Source organism: Pseudomonas guariconensis (assembly GCF_900102675.1).
In the GTDB taxonomy this organism is placed as follows: Bacteria; Pseudomonadota; Gammaproteobacteria; order Pseudomonadales; family Pseudomonadaceae; genus Aquipseudomonas; species Aquipseudomonas guariconensis.
The window spans coordinates 362,283-382,739 of record NZ_FMYX01000002.1 but is presented as its reverse complement, the minus strand read 5'-3'; the positions used below and the strand labels follow the sequence as shown (position 1 = coordinate 382,739).

The window sequence follows — 20,457 nt, the reverse complement described above, 5'->3', positions numbered from 1 at the left end:
CTGATGGCCCATCGCTACCCTGAGATAGCCGTCTTCCATGTTTGGTTCCAACGACGACAAAAAAGCGCCGGCCGAGGCTGGCGAAAAGAAAGGCCTGTTCAGCTGGTTTCGCAAGAAGCCGCAGCAACCTGTCGCCGAACAGCCGCAAACCCCTGAACCGCAAACCGTAGAACCGGTCGCGCCGCAGGCCCCCGTAGAGCAGCCCGAGGTTGTTCCGGCCGAGCCGGTGGCCCCGGTCATTGCAGCGCCGACCCCAGAGCCGGTCGCGTCCGAGCCATTGCAGGCCCCGCAGCCTGAGCCGATCGCGTCCATGCCGCTGCAGGCGCCTGCTCCGGAGCCGGTCACCTCCACGCCTGTACAGGCTGTGCCGCCAGTGGTCGCGCCTGCAGCGCCGGTGAGCAATCTGGTGCTGCCGGTGGCTGAGGAACCCGTGGCCTTGGTCCCGGATCTGGAGCCCAAGGCCCCGCCGGTCATACCTGAGCGTCCAGTGGTCGAGGTGGCCCCGGTGGCCACTCCCGAGGCGCCCAAGGCACCCGTCGAGCCAGCACCGACACCGCGTGACCCCGCACCCGAGCCGGCCGAGGCTCCCGCGCCGGCTGTCGCCGAACCCGCCAAGCCCGGCTTCTTCGCCCGCCTCAAGCAGGGCCTGTCCAAGACCAGCGCCAGCATCGGCGAAGGCATGGCCAGCCTGTTCCTGGGCAAGAAGGCCATCGACGACGACCTGCTCGACGAGATCGAGACCCGTCTGCTGACCGCCGACGTTGGCGTCGAAGCCACGTCGGTCATCGTCCAGAACCTGACGCAGAAGGTCGCTCGCAAGCAGTTGGCCGACGCCGATGCCCTGTACAAGTCGCTGCAGGAAGAACTGGCTGCCCTGCTGCGCCCGGTCGAGCAACCGCTGAAAGTCCAGGTCCAGAACAAGCCGTACGTGATCCTGGTCGTGGGCGTCAACGGCGCCGGCAAGACCACCACCATCGGCAAGCTGGCCAAGAAACTGCAACTCGAAGGCAAGAAGGTCATGCTGGCCGCTGGCGATACCTTCCGCGCAGCGGCGGTGGAGCAGTTGCAGGTGTGGGGCGAGCGCAACCAGATTCCGGTCATCGCCCAGCACACCGGTGCGGATTCCGCCTCGGTGATCTTCGACGCCGTGCAGGCCGCCAAGGCACGGGGCGTCGATGTACTGATCGCCGATACCGCCGGTCGCCTGCACACCAAGGACAACCTGATGGAAGAGCTCAAGAAGGTCCGTCGGGTCATCGGCAAGCTCGACGCCGAGGCGCCCCACGAGGTGCTGCTGGTGCTCGATGCCGGCACTGGCCAGAACGCCATCAGCCAAGCCAAGTACTTCAACCAGAGCGTCGAGCTGACAGGCCTCGCCCTGACCAAGCTGGACGGCACCGCCAAGGGCGGGGTGATCTTCGCCCTGGCCAAGCAATTCAACCTGCCGATCCGCTTCATCGGTGTCGGCGAGGGCATCGATGACCTGCGCACCTTCGAGGCCGAGCCGTTCGTCAAAGCCCTGTTTGCCGAGCGGGAGCACCCATGATCCGATTCGAACAGGTTGCCAAGCGCTATCCCAATGGCCATGTCGGCTTGCATGAGCTGAGCTTCCGGGCGCGTCGGGGCGAGTTCCTGTTCGTCACCGGGCACTCGGGCGCGGGCAAGAGCACCTTGCTGCGCTTGCTGCTGGCCATGGAGCGTCCGACCAGCGGCAAGCTGCTGTTGGCTGGGCAGGACCTGGGGCAGATCAGCAATGCGCAGATCCCGTTCCTGCGCCGGCAGATCGGCGTGGTGTTCCAGAACCACCAACTGCTGTTCGATCGCACCGTCTTCAACAACATCGCCCTGCCGCTGCAGATTCTCGGGCTGTCCAAACCCGAGATCGCCAAGCGCGTGGACTCGGCCCTGGAACGTGTGTCCCTGAGCGACAAGGGCGAGCTGTTCCCAGCCGACCTGTCCACGGGCCAGCAGCAGCGGGTGGGTATCGCCCGTGCCATCGTTCACCAGCCGGCCTTGCTGCTGGCAGACGAACCTACCGGTAACCTGGACCCGCGCCTGGCCGCGGAAATCATGGGCGTGTTCGAGGACATCAACCGCCTGGGGACCACCGTATTGATCGCCAGTCACGACCTGGCGCTGATCGCGCGCATGCGGCACCGCATGCTGACTCTGCAGCGCGGTCGTCTGATCGGCGATGGGGAGGCCGGGCAATGACCACTACACGTACGCCTAAGGTATCCGAGCGTGTCGCGCCGAAGGCTGCCGATCCGCAGCCATCCAAGCAGCGCGGCGGCCACGATGACGATGGCCCGGATTTTCGCAGCCTGCTGCACGCCTGGCTGGAGAGCCACCGCGCCAGCCTGATCGACAGCTTGCGCCGCCTGGGCAAGCAGCCGATCGGCAGTTTCTTCACCTGCCTGGTGATGGCCGTGGCCCTGAGCATGCCCATGGGGTTGTCGTTGCTGCTCAAGAACGTCGAGAAGCTCGGCGGTTCCTGGCAGCGCGCCGCGCAGATCTCCCTGTACCTCAAGCTCGATGCCGGCAGCCGTGAAGGTGAAGCGCTGCGCGACGAGATCAAAGGCATGCCCGGTGTGGCCGATGCCCAGTACGTCAGCCGCGAGCAGGCGCTGGAGGAATTCCAGCAGCAGTCCGGTTTGGGCGAGGCCCTGCGCGAGCTGCCGGACAACCCGCTGCCTGGCGTTGTGGTGGTGACGCCGACAGAGGTCGACAAGCCGGCCTTGGAAGCCCTGCGCCAACGGCTGTCGGAGCTGCCGCGAGTCGAAGTGGCGCAGCTGGATCTGGTCTGGGTCGAGCGCCTGGCGGCGATCCTCAAGTTGGGCGATCGATTCGTCTTCGGCTTGGCTGTTTTGCTGATTTCGGCCCTGCTGTTAGTAATCGGTAACACAATTCGTCTACATATCGAGAACCGCCGCATCGAGATCGAAGTGATCAAACTGGTGGGCGGTACCGACAGCTATGTGCGCCGGCCCTTCCTCTACATGGGCGCGCTCTACGGCCTGGGTGCCGGCGTGTTGGCGTGGGGGATCCTGGCGTTCTCGCTGGACTGGCTCAACGATGCGGTCGTGGACCTTTCCGGGCTGTACGGGAGCGACTTCGCCCTGGCAGGTGTGCCAGGGTCTGATGGACTTTCGCTCTTGATCGGTGCTGTACTGTTGGGGTATATCGGTGCGTGGATCGCGGTCGCTCGTCACCTGAACGAGCTGGCACCACGATAATGTTTTTACGCCAGCATTGACTTTTCTACCGTTCTGGGAACTTGTTTCGTGGTTTCCGGTCAATGTTGGCAGTGCCCACAAGGCGCGAGTTTAGTAAGTCGGAGGTTCTTGAATGACCAATTCGTTGCAACCTGCATATGCCCTGGTTCCCGGTGCAAACCTGGAAGCCTATGTGCACACGGTCAACAGCATTCCCCTGCTGACGGCCGAGCAGGAGCGTGAACTGGCCGAGCGTCTCTACTACGAGCAGGATCTTGAGGCCGCTCGGCAAATGGTGATGGCCCACCTGCGTTTCGTCGTACATATCGCTCGCAGCTATGCTGGCTACGGGCTGGCCCAGGCCGACCTGATCCAGGAAGGCAATGTTGGCCTGATGAAGGCGGTAAAGCGTTTCAACCCGGAAATGGGCGTGCGTCTGGTGTCCTTTGCGGTGCACTGGATCAAGGCCGAGATCCATGAGTTCATTCTGCGCAACTGGCGCATCGTCAAGGTGGCCACCACCAAGGCCCAGCGCAAGCTGTTCTTCAACCTGCGCAGCCAGAAGAAGCGTCTGGCCTGGCTGAACAATGAAGAAGTCCATCGAGTGGCCGAGAGCCTGGGTGTCGAACCCCGTGAAGTGCGCGAGATGGAGAGCCGCTTGAGTGGCCAGGACATGGCTTTCGACCCGGCGGCCGAAGCTGACGACGACAGCGCCTTCCAGTCGCCCGCGCATTATCTGGAAGATCACCGCTACGACCCGGCCGTACAGCTGGAAGACGCAGACTGGAGCGACAACTCCACCAGCAACCTGCACGTTGCGTTGCAGGGTCTTGATGAGCGCAGCCGTGACATCCTCTATCAGCGTTGGCTGGCCGAGGAAAAGGCAACGCTGCATGAGTTGGCGGACAAATACAGTGTTTCGGCCGAGCGGATTCGCCAGCTGGAAAAGAACGCAATGAACAAGGTCAAGGCGCTGATCACGATCTGATCAAGACCTGGCCATACACGAAAAGCCGCTTGCCTTTGGGCAAGCGGCTTTTCTTTTGGCTTCATGAAGGGGGCAAGCTGTCCTCGCTGTGGGCACTCAAGGACGCAGTTGCATCAAGTAGCTCGGCCCACCCAGCTGGCTCATCTGCCGGCGAATCCACCCAGCGCGGCTGGCGACATAGGCGCTGGGCCGGCTAGCGCTCCATTTCAGCGGACTGGGCAGTACGGCGGCCAGTTGAGCGGCCTGCTGGCGGGAAAGACGGCTGGCATCGACGCCAAAGTGGTAGCGGGCGGCGGCCTGTGCCCCGAACACACCCTTGCCCCATTCAGCGCTGTTCAAATAGACCTCGAGAATCCGCTCCTTCGACCAGAACAGCTCGATCAACCCGGTGAACCAGGCCTCCAGGCCTTTGCGCAGCCAGCTGCGACCGGACCAGAGGAACAGGTTCTTGGCGACCTGCTGGGTCAGGGTGCTGGCCCCCCGGATCTTGCCGCCGCGTTCGTTGTAGGCCAGTGCAGCCTGGATCGCCGGCAGGTCGAAGCCCCAATGGCTGGCGAACTTCTGGTCCTCGCCAGCAATGACCGCGACTTTGAGGTCGTCGGAGATCCGCTCCCAAGGCGTCCATTCACGTTGCAAGTCGATCGGCTCGCCGTTGATCCAGGATTGCACCTTGCGCTCGACCATCAGCGCCGTGCCCGGTGGCGGTATCCAGCGCAGGGCCAGCACCACGACGATGCTGCCGGCGGCGAACCAGAGCAGGGCGCGGGCGAGGCGACGGATTAGGGATGACAGCATGGTGATGGCTTGGCCGGACCGTTGGAACGGGCCATTATACAGACCCCTTTCGAGGAGTCGTCCCATGCTTCGCAGCTTCCTGATGCTCGCCGCTTTCTTCGGCTTCACCGGGGTCGGTTTGGGCGCCTTCGCCGCCCACGGCCTGAAGAACCGCCTGACGGCCGACTACCTGGCGATCTTTCACACCGGCGTGACCTACCAGTTGGTGCATGCCTTGGCGCTGTTCGGCGTCGCGCTGCTGTCTGTGCACCTACCGGGTCGGTTAATCGGCTGGGCCGGTGGCCTGTTCGCCGTCGGAATCTTGCTGTTCTCCGGTAGTTTGTACGTGCTGACCCTCAGCGGCCTGGGCAAGCTTGGCATCATCACGCCCATCGGCGGGCTGTGCTTTCTGGCCGGTTGGTTGTGCCTGGGTCTGGCGGCCTGGCGCCTGAGCTGACCAAGTGGTCCACAATCGCGACTAATGGCGTTGGCTGGCCTTGGGTTGAAGTGCGGATCAGGGCTAGAATGCCGACCCCCAAAGCACAATGGTGGCCGTGCGCATGCGCATTCAACTGAACGGTGAACCTTACGAATTGCCCGATGGCGAGAGCGTCGCTGCCCTGCTGGGCCGGCTGGAGCTCGCTGGTCGCCGAGTGGCGGTGGAACTGAACCTGGATATCGTCCCGCGTAGCCAGCATGAAAGCACGCGGCTCAGTGAAGGCGACCAGGTCGAAGTGGTCCATGCCATCGGTGGCGGCTGATCCGCCCGGTGATTCACCTGCAAGTCCCGTAACCTTTTCCCGAGGATCCACGATGAGCAACGTTCGTAGCGACAAGCCCTTCACCCTGGCCGGGCGCACTTTCCAGTCGCGCCTGCTGGTTGGCACCGGCAAGTACCGTGACATGGAAGAAACCCGCCTGGCCATCGAGGCCTCGGGTGCCGAAATCGTCACCGTTGCCGTGCGCCGTACCAACATCGGCCAGAACCCGGGCGAGCCGAACCTGCTAGACGTGCTGCCTCCCGATCGCTACACCATCCTGCCGAACACCGCCGGTTGCTACGACGCGGTCGAGGCAGTGCGCACCTGCCGCCTGGCCCGAGAACTGCTCGATGGCCACAATCTGGTGAAGCTGGAAGTCCTGGCCGACCAGAAAACCTTGTTCCCCAACGTGATCGAGACCCTCAAGGCCGCCGAAGTGCTGGTCAAGGACGGTTTCGACGTGATGGTCTACACCAGCGACGATCCGATCATCGCCCGCCAGTTGGCTGAAGCCGGCTGCATCGCGGTGATGCCGCTGGCAGGTCTGATCGGCACTGGCCTGGGTATCTGCAACCCCTACAACCTGCAAATCATCCTGGAAGAGTCCAAGGTACCGGTGCTGGTCGATGCGGGCGTGGGTACGGCCTCTGACGCGACCATCGCCATGGAAATGGGATGTGAGGCAGTGCTGATGAACTCGGCCATCGCTCATGCCCAGCAACCGGTGCTGATGGCCGAAGCCATGAAGCACGCAATCGTCGCCGGTCGCATGGCCTACCTGGCCGGGCGCATGCCGAAAAAACTCTATGCCAGCGCCTCGTCGCCGCTGGAAGGTCTGATCAAGTAAGAGCCTCTGATGACTGAATCGCAAGAAACGCCGATTACCACCGACGGCGAAGCGCGCCCACACCGCCGCATCAAGAGCTTCGTGATGCGCGCAGGGCGCATGACTGAAGGCCAGCAGCGTGGTCTGGAACAGGGCGGTCCGCTGTTCATCCTGCCCCTGGCCGATAGCCCGGTGGACTTCGACCAGGTGTTCGGGCGCTCGGCGCCGCGTACCCTGGAGATCGGATTTGGCATGGGCCATTCCCTGCTGGAAATGGCCGCTGCCTCGCCTGAGCAGGACTTCATCGGTGTCGAAGTACACCGTCCTGGTGTCGGTGCACTGCTCAACGGTGTGCTCACTCAGGGCCTGAAGAACCTGCGTGTGTATGATTGTGACGCCATCGAAGTGCTCAACCGCTGCGTGGCCGACAACAGCCTCGACCGCTTGATGCTGTTCTTCCCGGACCCATGGCACAAGGCGCGCCACCACAAGCGCCGTATTGTCCAACCGGAGTTCGCTGAGCTCGTGCGTCGCAAGCTCAAGGTGGGTGGTGTGTTCCATATGGCTACCGACTGGGAGCCCTATGCCGAGCATATGCTGGAGGTGATGAGCGTCGCCCCGGGCTACCGCAACCAGGCCGCCGACGGGACTTACGTGCCGCGCCCAGAGGAACGCCCGATCACCAAGTTCGAGCGCCGTGGCGAGCGACTGGGGCATGGGGTGTGGGATTTGAAGTTCGAAAAGCTGGCCTGATCCTTCAGAGGAGCGCCGCACGCCTTCTCTTACCTGTCTGTTGCTTGACCATCCTGCTTTGGCAGGTGCGTAGCGCATGATATGTCACCGCAGCTCATGCGCTATGTGAGCCTCCTGACCTCGGGTAACGACGCCCGGAGACGCCAGGAGGCTCAATATGTACACACAGCGCTATCTCTCATCATTACTGCGTTCGCTGTTGGTCGGTGCCCTGCTGGGCGTTCCGACGCTGGTCATCGCTGAATCCGCTGCCGTTGGGGGCGGGCTGGATACCTCTGCCATTGCGATGTACCAGCGCTCGCTCAGCGACAGTGGCCTGCATTTCGGTTTGCGCAAAGTCGAGAAGAGCACGGCGTTTCTGATCGACAGCGGCAACGACGCCGCGCCGGCCTTGCTGGTGGGCAGCGGGCATGCGGTGCTCGACGTGTTCGATCAGGTCGCTACGCAACTGACGGGGATCGGTCTGGTCAGATTCCGGGACCTTCCAGACGCAACCTTCGAGGTCGCCCACGTGCGATTTGCCTCGCGTCGAGGTCTGGACTTCGCCATTTTCGAGTTGCATCAGACGCAGGGCGCGCTCAAGGCATTGGGCATTACGCCTTTAGTTCTGGCTGGACGCAAGGCAGTTGATGGCGAAACGATCATTGCCGCGACGTGCCAGGGTAGTGTCAGTGGTGTCGCCAGCTGGCCGGAACAAGCATTGCCCTGGATCGACATGCAGACTGGCGAGGGAACCTTGTTCCGACACCTTTTGATGTTGAACGACGTCAGCCTGCACGACGGGGACTCCGGTAGTCCGATCGTGGATGCCAGCAATCATAGTGTCTTGGCGGTCGTGCACAGCGTTGTGCCAGGCGGCGCCCATGCGTCAGATATGAGCTTCCTGCCGGCGTGCTTACGTCAGGGACGCTTCAGCGCTGAGGCCCAAGGTTGTGGATTGGACAATGTCTTCAATGTCGTGGTGGAAAAAGACGATGACGATCGTCTGATCTACAAGCCGTCCGATCAGGCGCCAATGCTCATTGATTCTTCGGTGTATTCGACGACTTCTCTGTACCAGGCCAAGCTTGCGCAGTGGCCGGAGCAGTGCGAGGAATCGAATGGGTATGGCGCGCCACAGGCATCGGGCGTTGCGCTGAATCTACACTTGGAGGGATTCACTCTTTCACCAACCAATCCCACGGTGCTGGCGTTGTGCATTTGGGGGCGTGAGGCTAGTGCTCCCGAGCCTGCTAGCCGTAACGCTGTGGCTCTGCCGGTGGTAGTGCTCCAGCCGGGGCCGGCCGCGCAGCCGGAGCTGAAAATCAGCGCACCTTACTATGATCATCACGGGCGCAAGGCCTACCGAGTGCGTTTTCCCTCCAGGCACCTCTTGTTCCGAAGGGTGGAATTCAAGCTGGGCCCTTGGCAGGGCACTGATTGCGCGAGCCTTCAGAACTACGGTGATTTACCCGCTACGGCAACGGGAAAGATCGTGGTCGGGCAGGATACACGGCTGTGTGCAGTGGGCATTGATCATGCCGGGCAGCGCTCTGTACCCATAGAGGTACGGTTGCAACCCTGATTTGAATGGAGGCGCAAGCAGGCCTGCCGCCGCGCACCCGTTCATTTACCCCCGTCGATCAGCCACCACGCCGATCAATACCAGTACCACCAGCAATACCGGCGCCAGGGCATAGTTGTTGAACTGGGCCAAGCCCTTCACCACCCACGGCGTTGCGTAGATCAGCGCCGCGCCGCTGCCGATCATCACCAGCAATGCCATGAAGGGGACGCGCAGGGCGCCGGCCAGGCCGCCCAGGCGTTGCTCCACCCAACCCTTGATGTCGGTGCCAAACAGCACCAGCATGCAGCCTACCAAGGCCAGGGAAATCTCCGACAGGTTGCTGCGGCTCCAGCGGGAGACGGTCGCGAGCAGGTCAAGTACCAAATCCATGGGTCATCCTTAGGTCAAGAAATACTGCAACAGGTCGTTGAGGAACAACTGGCCGCGTGGTGTGGCCACCAATCGATCCGGTTCGACCTGCAAAAGGCCCTTTCGTTCTGCCTCGCGCCGGGCCTCTGCCAGCTGCGACAGGGGCAAGCCGGTACGCTGGGTGAATAGCTCGGCTTCCACACCCTGGGTCAGGCGCAGGGCGTTCATCAGGAACTCGAACGGCAACTCCTGCGCGGGCAGGAGCTTTTCGCCGGCCTTGAACGGCTTGGCCAGGTTCAGGTAGTCCTTGGGCAGGCGGGTCTTCCAGGTGCGCAGGATGCGGCCGTCGGCAAAGGTCAGTTTGCCGTGGGCCCCGGCACCGATGCCGATGAAGTCGCCGAAACGCCAATAGTTGAGGTTGTGGCGCGCGGCCCGGCCCGGCTGCGCATACGCCGAGACCTCGTACTGCTGGAAGCCGTTCGCCGCCATCAGGGCCTGGCCGGCTTCCTGGATGTCCCAGAGAATGTCGTCTTCGGGCAGCTCCGGCGGCTGGTTCCAGAACACCGTGTTCGGCTCCACCGTCAGCTGGTACCAGGACAGGTGCGTCGGCGCCAACTCGATGGCCTGGCGCAGGTCGGCCAAGGCGTCGTCCAGGGACTGGTCGGGCAGGCCGTGCATGAGGTCCATGTTGAAGTTGTCGAAGCCGGCTGCGCGTGCCATGTCCGCGGCGCGGATCGCCTCGTCGCCGTTGTGTATACGCCCCAGGGCCTGGAGCTTGGCGGGCTGGAAGCTCTGTACGCCGATGGACAAGCGATTGATGCCGGTTTGCCGGTACGCCTTGAATTTCTCTTGCTCGAAGGTCCCTGGGTTGGCTTCCAGAGTGATTTCGATGTCGACGGCGAACGGGATGCGCTGCTCCACGCCGCGCAGCAAACGCCCCAAAGCCTTGGCGCTGAACAGGCTTGGAGTGCCGCCGCCGAAGAAGATCGAGCTGATGGGGCGTCCCTGGACCGCAGCCATCTCCTGATCCAGGTCGGTCAGCAGCGCATCGACGTACGCCTCTTCCGGCAGATCAGGCCCGGCAGCGTGAGAATTGAAGTCGCAATAAGGGCATTTGCGCACGCACCAGGGAATATGGATATACAAGGCCAGAGGTGGGAGTGCGGCGAAACCTGCCGCGCCGCAATGGCGCAGCTGGGTGGACAACGTTTCGGTCATGCCAGGCCCAGACGTTGACGCAGCAGGGCCATGGCGCGGGCGCGGTGGCTGAGCTGGTTCTTTTCGACAGGGCTGAGGTCGGCGCTGGAGCACTTGCGCTCCGGGACCCAGAACAACGGGTCGTAGCCAAACCCGTGCTCGCCGCTGGCCTCGAACAAGATGCTGCCATGCCACAACCCTTCGCACAGAATCGGCAGCGGGTCATCGGCGTGACGCACCAGGGCCAGCACGCAGACGAACTGCGCGCCGCGCTCTGCGGCGGGTACATCCTGGAGTGCTTGGAGCAGCTTGGCGTTGTTCGCCGCATCGCCCTTGCCGTCGGCATAGCGCGCCGAGTAGATGCCCGGTGCGCCGCCCAGAGCGTCCACTGCCAGGCCCGAATCGTCGGCCAGGGCCGGCAGGCCGGAGATACGAGAAGCATTGCGTGCCTTGAGGATGGCGTTCTCGACGAACGACAGGCCGGTCTCCTCCGGTTCGACCTGGCTGAATTCGCCGATCGAACGCAGTTGCACGGACTCGCCGAGCATGGCCTGGAGTTCCTTGAGTTTGCCGGCGTTGTGGCTGGCCAATACGAGCTGTTGGAAATTCATCATTCGCCTGGGAACACTTCCTGGTTGAAGCTGAGTTTGTGGCTGACGCCGCCGGTCTCGACGTTCAGGTCGAAGGTCAGGGTTTCTGCCTGGTCAATCTTGAACTGGGCGATGTAGTAGACCGCGCCCTGGTCGGTGATCTGCTTGAACGACAACGGGCTGCTACGCCCGGTGAGGTCCTTTACGGTGCCACTGACCACCGCCATGCCTGGCTTGCCGGCCTTGAGCACGGCGATATTGAGCACGCCTTGATTCTTGCTGCGGGTCAGGCCCGTGGCCGCGGCCACATCCGGTTGCAGCATGCTTGAGGTGAAGGCGCTGTAGTGGACCGTCACGTCGCCGAAGACTTCCTTGCGTTCCGGCCTGGCGGGGTCTGCAGCCAGAACTGGCAAGGCCAGGCACAGGCTGATCAAGAAAAGTGCAAGGCGACGCATGGTGCGATCCTCCAGTGGGATGGGCTCGATGTCAGACCGCGACCTGATGTTCCTGCAGGCCTCGGCTGCTGACGCGATAGATACCGATTTCTCCTAGAAGATTAGGCCAAAGCCGGCCTGCCCACCCATTACGGTGCAGACGGTCGACCGCCAGACGGTCGATCACCTTGGCGCGACGTTCGTGGCACAGGTCCTCGAAGTCGGCGAAGGTACAGAAGTGGATGTTCGGCGTGTTGTACCAGGTGTACGGCATGAAGTCCGAGACGGGCATGTGCCCCTTGGTCGCCAGGTACCAGCGGCAACGCCAGTGGCCGAAGTTGGGGAAGGTGATGATGCACTCGCGGCCCACCCGCAGCATTTCGTCCAGAATGCGGTCAGGGTATTCCACGGCCTGCAGGGCCTGGGTCATGACCACCACGTCGAAGCTGTTGCTGGCGAAGTTGCCCAGGCCTTTGTCCAGGTCCTGCTCGATGACGTTGACACCTTTGGCCACACAGGCGGCAATGTTGTCGGCGTCGATCTCCAGCCCGTAGCCGGTGACGTTCTTGCGATCGCGCAACGAGGCCAGCAGCTCGCCGTTGCCGCAGCCCAGGTCGAGTACCCGGCTGCCGGCGGGGATCCAGTCGTGGATGATTTCCAGGTCGGCTCTCATGCTGTCCTCAGATGGCGATGCGGTTCATGTAGTTCGCGAAACCTTGCATGTAGCGAGGCGTGGGGATCAGGAAGGCATCGTGCCCGTAAGGTGAGTCGATCTCCAGGTAGCAGACGTTCTTGCGCGCGGCCATCAGTGCATCGACGATTTCTCGAGAACGCGCCGGCGAGAAGCGCCAGTCGGTGGTGAACGACATGATGCAGTAGTCCGCCGTGACATGCTCCAGCGTTGCCGCCAGGTCCCCCCCGTGGGTGGCGGCCGGGTCGAAGTAGTCCAGCGCCTTGGTCATCAGCAGGTAGGTATTGGCATCGAAGCGCCCGGAGAACTCCTCGCCCTGATAGCGCAGGTAGCTCTCGACCTGGAACTCGACGCTGTGGAAGTCATAGTTGAGCTTGTCGCTTTTGAGTTCGCGACCGAATTTCTCGCCCATCGAATCATCGGACAGGTAGGTGATGTGGCCCACCATGCGCGCCAGCATCAGGCCGCGCTTGGGCACCACGCCCTTGTCCTGGAACGAGCCGCCGTGGAACTCAGGGTCGGTGAGGATGGCCTGGCGGGCGACTTCGTTGAAGGCGATGTTCTGTGCCGAGAGCTTGGGCGCCGAGGCGATGTCCACGCAGTGGCGTACTCGGTCCGGGTAGCTGATGGTCCATTGCAGGGCCTGCATGCCGCCCAGGCTGCCGCCGACCACCGCCGCCCACTGCTGGATGCCGAGGCGATCGGCGAACCGCGCCTGGCTGTGTACCCAGTCTTCGACGGTCAGGACCGGGAAGTCGGCGCCATAGGGCTTGCCGGTGGCAGGGTTGACGCTGCTCGGCCCCGTACTGCCGTTGCAGCCGCCGAGGTTGTTCAGGCTGACCACGAAGAAGCGATTGGTATCGATCGGCTTGCCGGGGCCGATGCAGCTGTCCCACCAGCCGGGCTTTCGGTCGGTGGGGGCGTGATAGCCTGCGGCATGATGATGGCCGGAGAGCGCATGGCAGATCAGCACGGCATTGCTGGCGGTGCTGTTGAGGGTGCCATAGGTCTCGTAGATCAGCTCGTAGCTGGCCAGCGAACGGCCACAGGCCAACGCCAGCGGCTCATCGAACCGGGCAATTTGCGGTGTTACCAGACCAACGGAATCTTCGGGAAAGACAGTGGACATCGACCCTGCTCACGCTTGACGGAGGCGTAAGTCTAAAGAGCGCTATCCCCAGCGGCAAGCAAAGGCTTGCCGCTGGAAACACCAGGGTCAGATCATGCGCCAGAGGATCTCCGGCATGCCGACATATTCGGCAAGTACCGGCATGGCGTAGGACTGGATGACCTGGATCGCCAGGAAGGCGAAGATCGGCGAAATATCCAGCCCGCCCAGGTTAGGAATGAGCTTGCGGAACGGCGCCAGCACCGGCTCGCTGATCTGGTAGGCCAGTTCGGCGGCAGGGTTGTGGCTGTTGGGCGCGACCCACGAGACGATCACCATGACGATCATCGCCACCCAGAAGATCTTCAAAAACAGCGAGGTCACGCCGATGATCGCCCAGATCACCAGTTGCAGCGGGCTGTAGCTGTAGAGCACGAACATCATCACGAAGGCCATCAACAGCGCCTGGATGGCCACCGACAGCAGCAAGGACGAGGTGTCCAGGCCGCCGATGCTGGGGATGATGCGGCGCAGCGGCTTGAGTAGCGGCTGGGTGGCGCGCACCGCGAACTGGCTCAGGGGGTTGTAGAAGTCGGCCTTGACCAGTTGCAGCACGAAGCGCAGCAGGACGATCACCAGGTACAGGCTGACCAGGGTTTGCACCACGAAGATCATGGCGCCGGACAATGCATTCATCGACAGCTCCTTATTTGCCCAATTGCTCGGCCAGCTCGGCGGAACGTTTTGCCGCGGCCTCCAGTGCCTGCTCGACGAGCGCCTCGAAGCCGTTGCCCTGGAACGATTTGATCGCCGCTTCCGTAGTACCGGCTGGCGAGGTGACGCGCCGACGCAGCTCGGCGGCGTCCACGTCGCTGGAGACGGCCATGCGTGCGGCGCCCAGTGCGGTCTGCAAGGTCAACTGCGAGGCGGTTTCACGCGGCAGGCCAAGTTTTTCGCCGGCTGCGGTCATGGCTTCGATCAGCAGGAAGAAATAAGCCGGACCACTGCCGGAGACGGCGGTGACGGCATCGAGTTGCTGCTCCTGGTCCAGCCACAGGGCGGTGCCCACGGCGCGCAACAGTTGCTCGGCCTGCTGCCGCTGCTCGGCAGACACCTCGGCGGTGGCGTACAGGCCACTGGCGCCTTCGCGCAACAGGGCCGGAGTGTTGGGCATGCAGCGAACCACCGGGCGTGGGCCCAGCCAGGCTTGCAGGCTGGCGCAAGTGATGCCGGCGGCGATGGAAACGATCAGTTGACCTGGCGCCAGATTGGGCTGCAGAGCCTGGCACACGGCCTTCATGACCTGCGGCTTGACCGACAGGACGATCACATCCGCGTCGGCGATGGCCTGGGCGTTGTCTTCGAAGGCTTCGATGCCGTGCTCGGCCTGGATCTTGGCCCGGGTCTCGGCGCCCGGGTCGCTGGCGCGGATCTGCGCGGCGTCCAGACCCTGGGCACGCAGGCCGCCGATCAGGCTGGCGGCCATGTTGCCGGCGCCGATAAAGGCAATACGTGTCTTGCTCATGTCAGGTCCTTGAAGGAAAGAGTGAGTAAAGCATGGAATCAGGGGCGTCCGTAGTCGCGGGCACCGAACAGGGCGGTACCGATGCGCACCCAGGTCGCTCCCTGTGCAATGGCCGCTTCCAGGTCATGGCTCATGCCCATGGACAAGGTGTCCAGGCCCAGTCCAAGGCCCTCCTGCAACTGGCGCAGGGTGGCGAAGGCCGCTTCCTGGGCGACACGGTCCTCGGTGGGTTCGGGGATCGCCATCAAGCCCCGCAGACGCAGGCCGGGCAGACTGGCAATGGCACTGGCCAGGGCCGGCACATCGGCTGGCTGGCAGCCGGACTTGCTGTCCTCGCCACTGACGTTCACCTGCAGGCAGACATTCAGCGGTGCCAGGTCGGCAGGGCGTTGTTCGGACAGGCGTTGGGCGATCTTCAGACGGTCCACGGAATGTACCCAGTCGAAATGTTCGGCGATTGAACGGGTCTTGTTCGACTGGATGGGGCCGATGAAGTGCCAGGTCAAGGGCAGGTCGCGTAATTCTTCCTGCTTGGCCAAGGCTTCCTGGAGGTAGTTTTCGCCGACGTGGAGCACGCCAGCGGCGTGGGCTTCGCGCACGGCATTGGCGGGTTTGGTCTTGCTCACCGCCAGCAGTTGAATGCTGGCCGGGTCGCGTCCGGCAGCCTTGGCCGCGCTGTCGATGCGAGCGGCGAGGGCGGACAGGTTGTCTGCTATGGTGGACATGGAATCGATGCCGACGGCTCAGTGGTCTGCGGCATTCTACCTGCTTGATGGCCTTTGGGGAGTCTCATGGATGTGACCGACCTGTTGGCCCGGGCCGTGGCTGCGGGCGCTTGCGACCTGCACCTGGCGACGGGCGAAGTACCGGTGCTGCGCCTGGACGGCGAGCTGCAGCGCCTGGATCTGCCGCCTCTGGCGGCTGCGACCCTGAACGATGGGTTTGCTCCGCTGCTCGATGAAGCCCAGCGCCGCCAGTGGGCGCAGGGCGATGAGTTGGATATTGCCTTGACACTGCCAGGCGCCGTGCGCGTGCGTGCGAACCTCTATCGCCAGCATCGTGGGCCAGGCGTGAGCCTGCGACTGCTGCCGGCTCGCATTCCCAGCCTCGATGAGCTGGGCCTGGAGGAAGTGTTTCAAGCGATTGCCCAGTGGCGCGATGGCCTCGTGCTGGTCGGCGGGCCGACAGGCAGCGGCAAGTCATCGACCCTGGCGGCTCTGATCGATCAGCTCAATCGAACGCAGGCGCTGCACATCGTCACCCTCGAAGACCCCATCGAAGTTATCCACAGCGGCCAGCGCAGTCTGGTCAACCAGCGCGAGATCGGCCGCGACTGCCGAAATTTTGCCCAAGGCCTGCGCAGTGCATTGCGCCAGGATCCGGATGTAGTCGTGATCGGCGAGCTGCGTGATCTGGAAACCATCCGCCTGGCCTTGCGCGCTGCGGAAACGGGGCACTTGGTGCTGGCGACGGTGCATACCCGCTCGGCGGTGAACAGCATCGACCGCCTGGTGGAGGTGTTTGCGCCAGAGGAAAAGGCTCTGGTGCGGGGCATGCTGGCGGAGTCGCTGCGCATGGTGGTGGCGCAGACATTGATCAGACGATTGGATGGCGGGCGTGTGGCGGCCAGGGAAGTGCTGGTGGCTACGCCCGCCGTACGCAACCTGATCCGTGAAGGTCGCATGGCGCAGTTGCATTCAGTGATGCAGACCGGAGCGGCGGCGGGGATGAGGACGATGGAGATGGCGATGCAGCAATTGCAGGGGGCGGGGCTGATCGCGTCAGGCTGAGGTTGGATCTTCGGCCCATTCGCGGATAAAACCGCCTCCACCCACCGCGCGGAGCTGGGATTGGCGCGGTTCTTGTGGGAGCGGGTTCACCGGCGAATGGGCCGAGCAGCAGTCCCGGTGATGTCAGGCAGTTCGAAGAACCTGGGCTCCACCGAGGGGCAGGTCAGCGTTTGGCCAGGGCCAGGGTCTGCTGTTCTTTAGGCAGCACGCGCTTGGCCACCACGTAGTGCTTCTGCCAGTACGGCTTGCTCAGGGTGTCGATGCTCACCCGCTTGCCGGTGCGTGGCGCATGGATGAAGCGGTCATTGCCCAGGTAGATGGCGACGTGGTTGACCCGGCGGCTCTTGATGTTGAAGAAGATCAGGTCGCCAGGCTTGAGGTCGCTTTTTGCGACTTTGACGCCGTGCCCTTTGGCCATGGCATTGGAGGTGCGCGGCAGGTCGACGTCGGCGACATCGGTGAAGGCGTACTTGACCAGGCCGCTGCAGTCGAAGCCCTTGCTCGGGCTGCTGCCGCCCCAACGATAGGGCGTGCCCAGTACATTCACTGCGCGGCTGAGCACGTTGCTGCTCTGCTTGGCCGACATGGCCACGACGGGCAGATTGCTTGAAGCCTTGGCGGCATTGCTTGGGCGGGCGCGCAAGGTGCTGTATTTGACCGGCGCGTGTTTCACCGAGGCGTTGGTGGTATAGCCGGTGAAACCATTGGGAAGACGTTGCTCACGATTGGTGGCGTGGGCGGCCAGGGGCAACAATAGGCAGAGGGTCAGCCATGTCTTGAACAGAGGCGGCATAGTTGAAGCTCTTTTTAGGTATGTGTTGGCTTTGGCGCGCAACTCTATAACAGCTTCGGGTGATTTTTTGCTCCGTTGGTCGATTGCGCGGGTACCATACGTCGGCTTCCCACGGAAAAGTCACATTTTCCGTTAGAAAATTTTTTTGCTAACCCACGGAGGACAAGCATGAACGGTTATCAACAGGGTGGGCTGCACGACACCCACAGCAAGGTCCTTGGCTACCTCTTGTGGATCTTCGGTTTCACCGGCTCGCACCGCTTCTACTACGGCAAGCCGATCACCGGGACGATCTGGTTCTTCACCCTGGGGTTACTCGGTATCGGCTGGCTGATCGACCTGTTCCTGATTCCGTCGATGGACCGTGAGGCGGACATGCGCTTTCAGTCCGGTCGCGTGGACTACAACCTGGCCTGGATCTTCCTGACGTTCCTCGGGATCTTCGGCGTGCACCGGCTGTACCTGGGCAAGTGGATCAGCGCGTTGATCTATCTGCTCACCGGGGGCTTGTTCCTGATTGGTGTGCTGTACGATTTCTGGACCTTGAACAGCCAGATCTCCCAGGTCAACGCCCAGCGCCGCTGACAGAAAAAAGGCCTTGTCGCATCGAGCGGCAAGGCCTTTTTCGTTACTGGCGGGTCTGGCGCTGTTGCAGCAGCAGGTTGCTGAACCCTGCCCCGGCAAGCTGCTTCTGGGCGACCGTCAACTGCTCACGGTTGCTGAACGGGCCGACCAGGACGCGGTACCAGGTTTCATCTTTCACTGTCCCTGACTCCACCTTGACCGCTTGGCCAAGCAGGATGATTTGCGCACGAACCTTGTCGGCATCGGCCTGTTTGCGGAACGAGCCGGCCTGCAGGAAGAAAGTGGTAGTCGCCGCAGGCTTGATCACCGGAGGGGCGGGTGGAGGCGTCTGCCCCATCAGGGCGGCCTGGGCGCGCGCGGTATCGATCTTCGCAGCTTCCGCTGGCGTTACCGGCTTGACCGGCTGCACTGGCTGGGCCGGTACCGGTGGGGTTTTCTCCGGTACGGCCTCCGGCGGCACGATGACCTCTGACTCCGGCAGCAGGGTGTAGAAGTCGTACTTCGGCTTGACCGGCTGCTGTGTCGTCGGTGCGCTGGTCTTTCCGGCTTCGGCGACCTTGGCGGGTTTTTGCTGCTCAGGCTTGGCGCGCTTGATGTCTTCGCTGCCTGGCTCGAGCTTCATCAAAAAGACAACGAAAGCGCCTACGGTGAGGCCGACCGCCAGCCAGATCCAACCAGGAATCGGCTGTTTGGCCGGTGCCTGGTTGCGGCTGGCGCCACGCTTGGGTGCAGGTTTTTTCTTGGCAGCCAACTTACATGCGCTCCAGGCTTTCCAGGCCGAGCAGTTCCAGACCTTGCTTGAGCGTACGGCCGGTCAGAGCGGCCAGACGCAGACGGCTTTGCTGCTGTTCGGCGGTTTCGGCGGCGAGGATCGGGCAGTTCTCGTAGAAGCTGGAGAACAGGCCTGCGATGTCGTACAGGTAGCTGCACAGCACATGTGGGGTGCCCTTCTCGGCGACATTGTTGAGTACTTCACCGAACTGCGCCAGGCGAGCGGCCAGATCCTGCTCATGGGTCGCCTGCAGGACGATGTTGCCCTCGACTTCCTCGAAGCCCTTGCCCAGCTTGCGGAATACGCTGGCCACTCGGGTGTAGGCATACAGCAGGTAGGGTGCGGTGTTGCCGTCGAAGTTGAGCATCAGCTCGAAGTTGAAGCTGTAGTCGCTGGTGCGGTGCTTGGACAGGTCGGCGTACTTCACCGCGCCGATCCCGACCACTTCACCAATGTGGCGCAGTTCGTCTTCGGACAGGCTCGGATTCTTGTCCTTGACCAGTGCGTAGGCACGCTCCTTGGCCTCGGTCAGCAGGTCGATCAGTTTTACGGTGCCGCCGTCACGTGTCTTGAACGGGCGGCCGTCAGCGCCGTTCATGGTGCCGAAGCCCATGTGTTCCATCTGCATTGGGTGGCCGACGAAGCCTGCGCGGCGCGCGACTTCGAACACCTGGTTGAAGTGCAGGGCCTGGCGCTGGTCGACGAAGTACAGGGCACGGTCGGCCTTGAGGACGTTGCTGCGATAGCGGACGGCGGCCAGGTCGGTGGTGGCATAGAGGTAGCCGCCATCGGCCTTCTGCACGATCACCGGCAGCGGCTCGCCTTCGGCATTCTTGAATTCATCGAGGAACACGCACTTGGCGCCCTGATCCTCGACCAGCAGGCCCTTGGCCTTGAGGTCGGCGACCACGTTGGCCAGGTCGCCGTTGTAGGCGCTTTCGCCCATCACGTCGGCCATGGTCAGCTTGACGTTGAGCAGCTCGTAGGTCTTCTGGCAGTGGGACAGGGAGATGTCCTTGAAGCGGGTCCACAGGGCCATGCACTCAGGGTCGCCGGCCTGCAGCTTGACCACCAGGCCACGGGCGCGGGTGGCGAATTCCTCGGACTCGTCGAAGCGCTTTTTCGCCGCGCGGTAGAAGTTCTCCAGGTCCGACAGCTCGTCGCTGGTGATCGGGTTTTCTTCCAGGTAGGCCAGCAGCATGCCGAACTGGGTGCCCCAGTCGCCCACGTGGTTCTGGCGGATCACCTGGTCGCCGAGAAACTCCAGCACGCGTGCGACGCTGTCGCCGATGATGGTCGAGCGCAGGTGGCCGACGTGCATCTCTTTGGCCAGGTTCGGTGCCGACATGTCGATCACCACTTTCTCGCTAGGGCCGGCTTTGCGCACGCCCAGATGATCGTCTGCCAGGGCTGCGTCCAGGCGGTTGGCCAAGGCCTGGGTGTTCTGGAAGAAGTTCAAAAAGCCCGGGCCTGCAATCTCGACCTTGGTGATGTCGGCGCTGGCCGGCAGGGCGTCGATGAGCTTTTCAGCCAGGTCGCGCGGCTTCATGCCGGCCGGCTTGGCCAGCATCATGGCGATGTTGCTGGCGAAGTCGCCGTGGGTCTTGTCCCGGGCGTTTTCCACCTGGATCGCCGGCGTCAGTCCCTCAGGCAGCACGCCGTCGGTGACGAGTTGGGTGAGGGCTTGCTGGATGAGCTGGCGAATGGTGTCTTTCATGGCGTTCTCTTTTCGACCGCAAG

24 protein-coding genes are annotated in these 20,457 nt (G+C 63.0%); 11 read left to right on the top strand and 13 right to left on the bottom strand.

The genetic code is table 11. From position 1 onward, the window contains the following. Positions 1 to 37 precede the first annotated feature (37 nt). The 4 genes from ftsY to rpoH all read left to right on the top strand — a co-directional run bounded on the left by ftsY (position 38) and on the right by rpoH (position 4,203). On the top strand, positions 38 to 1,546 hold the full coding sequence (gene ftsY, locus BLS27_RS04620) for a signal recognition particle-docking protein FtsY (RefSeq protein WP_090343379.1): 1,509 nt from the start codon (positions 38 to 40) through the stop codon (positions 1,544 to 1,546). Further along, complete coding sequence (gene ftsE, locus BLS27_RS04615) at positions 1,543 to 2,214, top strand: cell division ATP-binding protein FtsE (protein WP_043208636.1); 672 nt, start codon at positions 1,543 to 1,545, stop codon at positions 2,212 to 2,214. The genes ftsY and ftsE overlap by 4 nt, the downstream gene beginning before the upstream one ends. After that, positions 2,211 to 3,236, top strand: coding sequence for a permease-like cell division protein FtsX (ftsX, locus tag BLS27_RS04610; protein ID WP_043208634.1), 1,026 nt, complete (start codon positions 2,211 to 2,213; stop codon positions 3,234 to 3,236). The genes ftsE and ftsX overlap by 4 nt, the downstream gene beginning before the upstream one ends. A 112-nt stretch (positions 3,237 to 3,348) precedes the next feature. Further along, positions 3,349 to 4,203, top strand: coding sequence for an RNA polymerase sigma factor RpoH (gene rpoH, locus BLS27_RS04605; RefSeq protein ID WP_043208632.1), 855 nt, complete (start codon positions 3,349 to 3,351; stop codon positions 4,201 to 4,203). A 96-nt stretch (positions 4,204 to 4,299) separates the two neighbouring features. Here the strand turns inward: rpoH and mtgA are convergent, their stop codons facing one another. Continuing rightward, positions 4,300 to 4,998, bottom strand: a complete 699-nt coding sequence (gene mtgA / locus BLS27_RS04600) for a monofunctional biosynthetic peptidoglycan transglycosylase (protein WP_043208711.1) — start codon at positions 4,996 to 4,998, stop codon at positions 4,300 to 4,302. Positions 4,999 to 5,062: 64 nt separating this feature from the next. Between mtgA and BLS27_RS04595 the strand changes: the two genes are divergently transcribed. The 5 genes from BLS27_RS04595 to BLS27_RS04575 all read left to right on the top strand — a co-directional run bounded on the left by BLS27_RS04595 (position 5,063) and on the right by BLS27_RS04575 (position 8,881). Next, positions 5,063 to 5,434: a DUF423 domain-containing protein gene (locus BLS27_RS04595; protein ID WP_043208631.1), complete on the top strand. Its 372-nt coding sequence runs from the start codon at positions 5,063 to 5,065 to the stop codon at positions 5,432 to 5,434. Positions 5,435 to 5,537: 103 nt separating this feature from the next. Continuing rightward, positions 5,538 to 5,738 (top strand): sulfur carrier protein ThiS, encoded by a 201-nt coding sequence (gene thiS, locus BLS27_RS04590; RefSeq protein ID WP_028689131.1) that lies wholly within the window; start codon positions 5,538 to 5,540, stop codon positions 5,736 to 5,738. A 52-nt stretch (positions 5,739 to 5,790) separates the two neighbouring features. Beyond that, a complete protein-coding gene (locus BLS27_RS04585; protein WP_043208630.1) occupies positions 5,791 to 6,585 on the top strand; it encodes a thiazole synthase in 795 nt (264 codons plus the stop codon). Between the two features lie 9 nt (positions 6,586 to 6,594). Continuing rightward, positions 6,595 to 7,317: a tRNA (guanosine(46)-N7)-methyltransferase TrmB gene (gene trmB / locus BLS27_RS04580; protein ID WP_090343377.1), complete on the top strand. Its 723-nt coding sequence runs from the start codon at positions 6,595 to 6,597 to the stop codon at positions 7,315 to 7,317. 157 nt (positions 7,318 to 7,474) lie between these two features. Next, positions 7,475 to 8,881: a hypothetical protein gene (locus BLS27_RS04575; RefSeq protein ID WP_090343374.1), complete on the top strand. Its 1,407-nt coding sequence runs from the start codon at positions 7,475 to 7,477 to the stop codon at positions 8,879 to 8,881. 45 nt (positions 8,882 to 8,926) lie between these two features. On the opposite strand, the gene BLS27_RS04570 is transcribed toward BLS27_RS04575, so the two are convergent. The 9 genes from BLS27_RS04570 to BLS27_RS04530 form a co-directional block, all read right to left on the bottom strand. Further along, the gene (locus tag BLS27_RS04570) at positions 8,927 to 9,253 is read right to left on the bottom strand and encodes a DUF3392 family protein (RefSeq protein ID WP_043208627.1); all 327 of its coding nucleotides are present in this window, start codon (positions 9,251 to 9,253) and stop codon (positions 8,927 to 8,929) included. A 9-nt stretch (positions 9,254 to 9,262) separates the two neighbouring features. Continuing rightward, a complete protein-coding gene (hemW, locus tag BLS27_RS04565; RefSeq protein WP_070571722.1) occupies positions 9,263 to 10,450 on the bottom strand; it encodes a radical SAM family heme chaperone HemW in 1,188 nt (395 codons plus the stop codon). Further along, complete coding sequence (gene rdgB, locus BLS27_RS04560; RefSeq protein ID WP_043208624.1) at positions 10,447 to 11,043, bottom strand: RdgB/HAM1 family non-canonical purine NTP pyrophosphatase; 597 nt, start codon at positions 11,041 to 11,043, stop codon at positions 10,447 to 10,449. Before rdgB ends, hemW begins: the two co-directional genes overlap by 4 nt. Beyond that, positions 11,040 to 11,474, bottom strand: a complete 435-nt coding sequence (locus BLS27_RS04555) for a DUF4426 domain-containing protein (RefSeq protein WP_043208621.1) — start codon at positions 11,472 to 11,474, stop codon at positions 11,040 to 11,042. The genes rdgB and BLS27_RS04555 overlap by 4 nt, the downstream gene beginning before the upstream one ends. Before the next feature lie 31 nt (positions 11,475 to 11,505). Then, positions 11,506 to 12,126 carry a methionine biosynthesis protein MetW gene (gene metW / locus BLS27_RS04550; protein ID WP_043208620.1) on the bottom strand — a complete coding sequence of 207 codons (621 nt, stop codon included), beginning with the start codon at positions 12,124 to 12,126 and terminating at the stop codon, positions 11,506 to 11,508. Positions 12,127 to 12,133: 7 nt separating this feature from the next. After that, the gene (metX, locus tag BLS27_RS04545; RefSeq protein WP_070571721.1) at positions 12,134 to 13,273 is read right to left on the bottom strand and encodes a homoserine O-succinyltransferase MetX; all 1,140 of its coding nucleotides are present in this window, start codon (positions 13,271 to 13,273) and stop codon (positions 12,134 to 12,136) included. Positions 13,274 to 13,360: 87 nt separating this feature from the next. Continuing rightward, entirely contained in the window at positions 13,361 to 13,948 is a 588-nt protein-coding gene (locus tag BLS27_RS04540) for a YggT family protein (protein ID WP_043208615.1), read from the bottom strand. A 10-nt stretch (positions 13,949 to 13,958) separates the two neighbouring features. Then, entirely contained in the window at positions 13,959 to 14,777 is an 819-nt protein-coding gene (gene proC / locus BLS27_RS04535) for a pyrroline-5-carboxylate reductase (RefSeq protein ID WP_043208613.1), read from the bottom strand. Between the two features lie 38 nt (positions 14,778 to 14,815). Then, a complete protein-coding gene (locus BLS27_RS04530) occupies positions 14,816 to 15,502 on the bottom strand; it encodes a YggS family pyridoxal phosphate-dependent enzyme (protein ID WP_043208611.1) in 687 nt (228 codons plus the stop codon). 66 nt (positions 15,503 to 15,568) lie between these two features. On the opposite strand from BLS27_RS04530, the gene BLS27_RS04525 reads away from it, so the two are divergent. Further along, positions 15,569 to 16,567 (top strand): type IV pilus twitching motility protein PilT, encoded by a 999-nt coding sequence (locus tag BLS27_RS04525; RefSeq protein ID WP_090343371.1) that lies wholly within the window; start codon positions 15,569 to 15,571, stop codon positions 16,565 to 16,567. Positions 16,568 to 16,730: 163 nt separating this feature from the next. Here BLS27_RS04525 and BLS27_RS04520 read toward each other — a convergent pair whose 3' ends face one another. Beyond that, a complete protein-coding gene (locus tag BLS27_RS04520; protein WP_043208607.1) occupies positions 16,731 to 17,360 on the bottom strand; it encodes a C40 family peptidase in 630 nt (209 codons plus the stop codon). A gap of 168 nt (positions 17,361 to 17,528) precedes the next feature. On the opposite strand from BLS27_RS04520, the gene BLS27_RS04515 reads away from it, so the two are divergent. Further along, positions 17,529 to 17,945, top strand: a complete 417-nt coding sequence (locus BLS27_RS04515; RefSeq protein WP_043208605.1) for an NINE protein — start codon at positions 17,529 to 17,531, stop codon at positions 17,943 to 17,945. A gap of 43 nt (positions 17,946 to 17,988) precedes the next feature. On the opposite strand, the gene BLS27_RS04510 is transcribed toward BLS27_RS04515, so the two are convergent. Together BLS27_RS04510 and argS are read right to left on the bottom strand one after the other, a co-directional pair. Continuing rightward, entirely contained in the window at positions 17,989 to 18,696 is a 708-nt protein-coding gene (locus BLS27_RS04510) for an SPOR domain-containing protein (protein ID WP_043208603.1), read from the bottom strand. Position 18,697: 1 nt separating this feature from the next. Further along, positions 18,698 to 20,434 (bottom strand): arginine--tRNA ligase, encoded by a 1,737-nt coding sequence (gene argS, locus BLS27_RS04505; RefSeq protein ID WP_090343368.1) that lies wholly within the window; start codon positions 20,432 to 20,434, stop codon positions 18,698 to 18,700. Between the last annotated feature and the right edge of the window lie 23 nt (positions 20,435 to 20,457).

Bases quoted from the DNA above. Each gene is read 5' to 3' on its own strand.
- ftsY (WP_090343379.1), top strand. From the start codon at position 38: ATGTTTGGTTCCAACGACGACAAAAAAGCGCCGGCCGAGGCTGGCGAA.
- ftsE (WP_043208636.1), top strand. From the start codon at position 1,543: ATGATCCGATTCGAACAGGTTGCCAAGCGCTATCCCAATGGCCATGTC.
- ftsX (WP_043208634.1), top strand. From the start codon at position 2,211: ATGACCACTACACGTACGCCTAAGGTATCCGAGCGTGTCGCGCCGAAG.
- rpoH (WP_043208632.1), top strand. From the start codon at position 3,349: ATGACCAATTCGTTGCAACCTGCATATGCCCTGGTTCCCGGTGCAAAC.
- mtgA (WP_043208711.1), bottom strand. From the start codon at position 4,998: ATGCTGTCATCCCTAATCCGTCGCCTCGCCCGCGCCCTGCTCTGGTTC.
- BLS27_RS04595 (WP_043208631.1), top strand. From the start codon at position 5,063: ATGCTTCGCAGCTTCCTGATGCTCGCCGCTTTCTTCGGCTTCACCGGG.
- thiS (WP_028689131.1), top strand. From the start codon at position 5,538: ATGCGCATTCAACTGAACGGTGAACCTTACGAATTGCCCGATGGCGAG.
- BLS27_RS04585 (WP_043208630.1), top strand. From the start codon at position 5,791: ATGAGCAACGTTCGTAGCGACAAGCCCTTCACCCTGGCCGGGCGCACT.
- trmB (WP_090343377.1), top strand. From the start codon at position 6,595: ATGACTGAATCGCAAGAAACGCCGATTACCACCGACGGCGAAGCGCGC.
- BLS27_RS04575 (WP_090343374.1), top strand. From the start codon at position 7,475: ATGTACACACAGCGCTATCTCTCATCATTACTGCGTTCGCTGTTGGTC.
- BLS27_RS04570 (WP_043208627.1), bottom strand. From the start codon at position 9,253: ATGGATTTGGTACTTGACCTGCTCGCGACCGTCTCCCGCTGGAGCCGC.
- hemW (WP_070571722.1), bottom strand. From the start codon at position 10,450: ATGACCGAAACGTTGTCCACCCAGCTGCGCCATTGCGGCGCGGCAGGT.
- rdgB (WP_043208624.1), bottom strand. From the start codon at position 11,043: ATGATGAATTTCCAACAGCTCGTATTGGCCAGCCACAACGCCGGCAAA.
- BLS27_RS04555 (WP_043208621.1), bottom strand. From the start codon at position 11,474: ATGCGTCGCCTTGCACTTTTCTTGATCAGCCTGTGCCTGGCCTTGCCA.
- metW (WP_043208620.1), bottom strand. From the start codon at position 12,126: ATGAGAGCCGACCTGGAAATCATCCACGACTGGATCCCCGCCGGCAGC.
- metX (WP_070571721.1), bottom strand. From the start codon at position 13,273: ATGTCCACTGTCTTTCCCGAAGATTCCGTTGGTCTGGTAACACCGCAA.
- BLS27_RS04540 (WP_043208615.1), bottom strand. From the start codon at position 13,948: ATGAATGCATTGTCCGGCGCCATGATCTTCGTGGTGCAAACCCTGGTC.
- proC (WP_043208613.1), bottom strand. From the start codon at position 14,777: ATGAGCAAGACACGTATTGCCTTTATCGGCGCCGGCAACATGGCCGCC.
- BLS27_RS04530 (WP_043208611.1), bottom strand. From the start codon at position 15,502: ATGTCCACCATAGCAGACAACCTGTCCGCCCTCGCCGCTCGCATCGAC.
- BLS27_RS04525 (WP_090343371.1), top strand. From the start codon at position 15,569: ATGGATGTGACCGACCTGTTGGCCCGGGCCGTGGCTGCGGGCGCTTGC.
- BLS27_RS04520 (WP_043208607.1), bottom strand. From the start codon at position 17,360: ATGCCGCCTCTGTTCAAGACATGGCTGACCCTCTGCCTATTGTTGCCC.
- BLS27_RS04515 (WP_043208605.1), top strand. From the start codon at position 17,529: ATGAACGGTTATCAACAGGGTGGGCTGCACGACACCCACAGCAAGGTC.
- argS (WP_090343368.1), bottom strand. From the start codon at position 20,434: ATGAAAGACACCATTCGCCAGCTCATCCAGCAAGCCCTCACCCAACTC.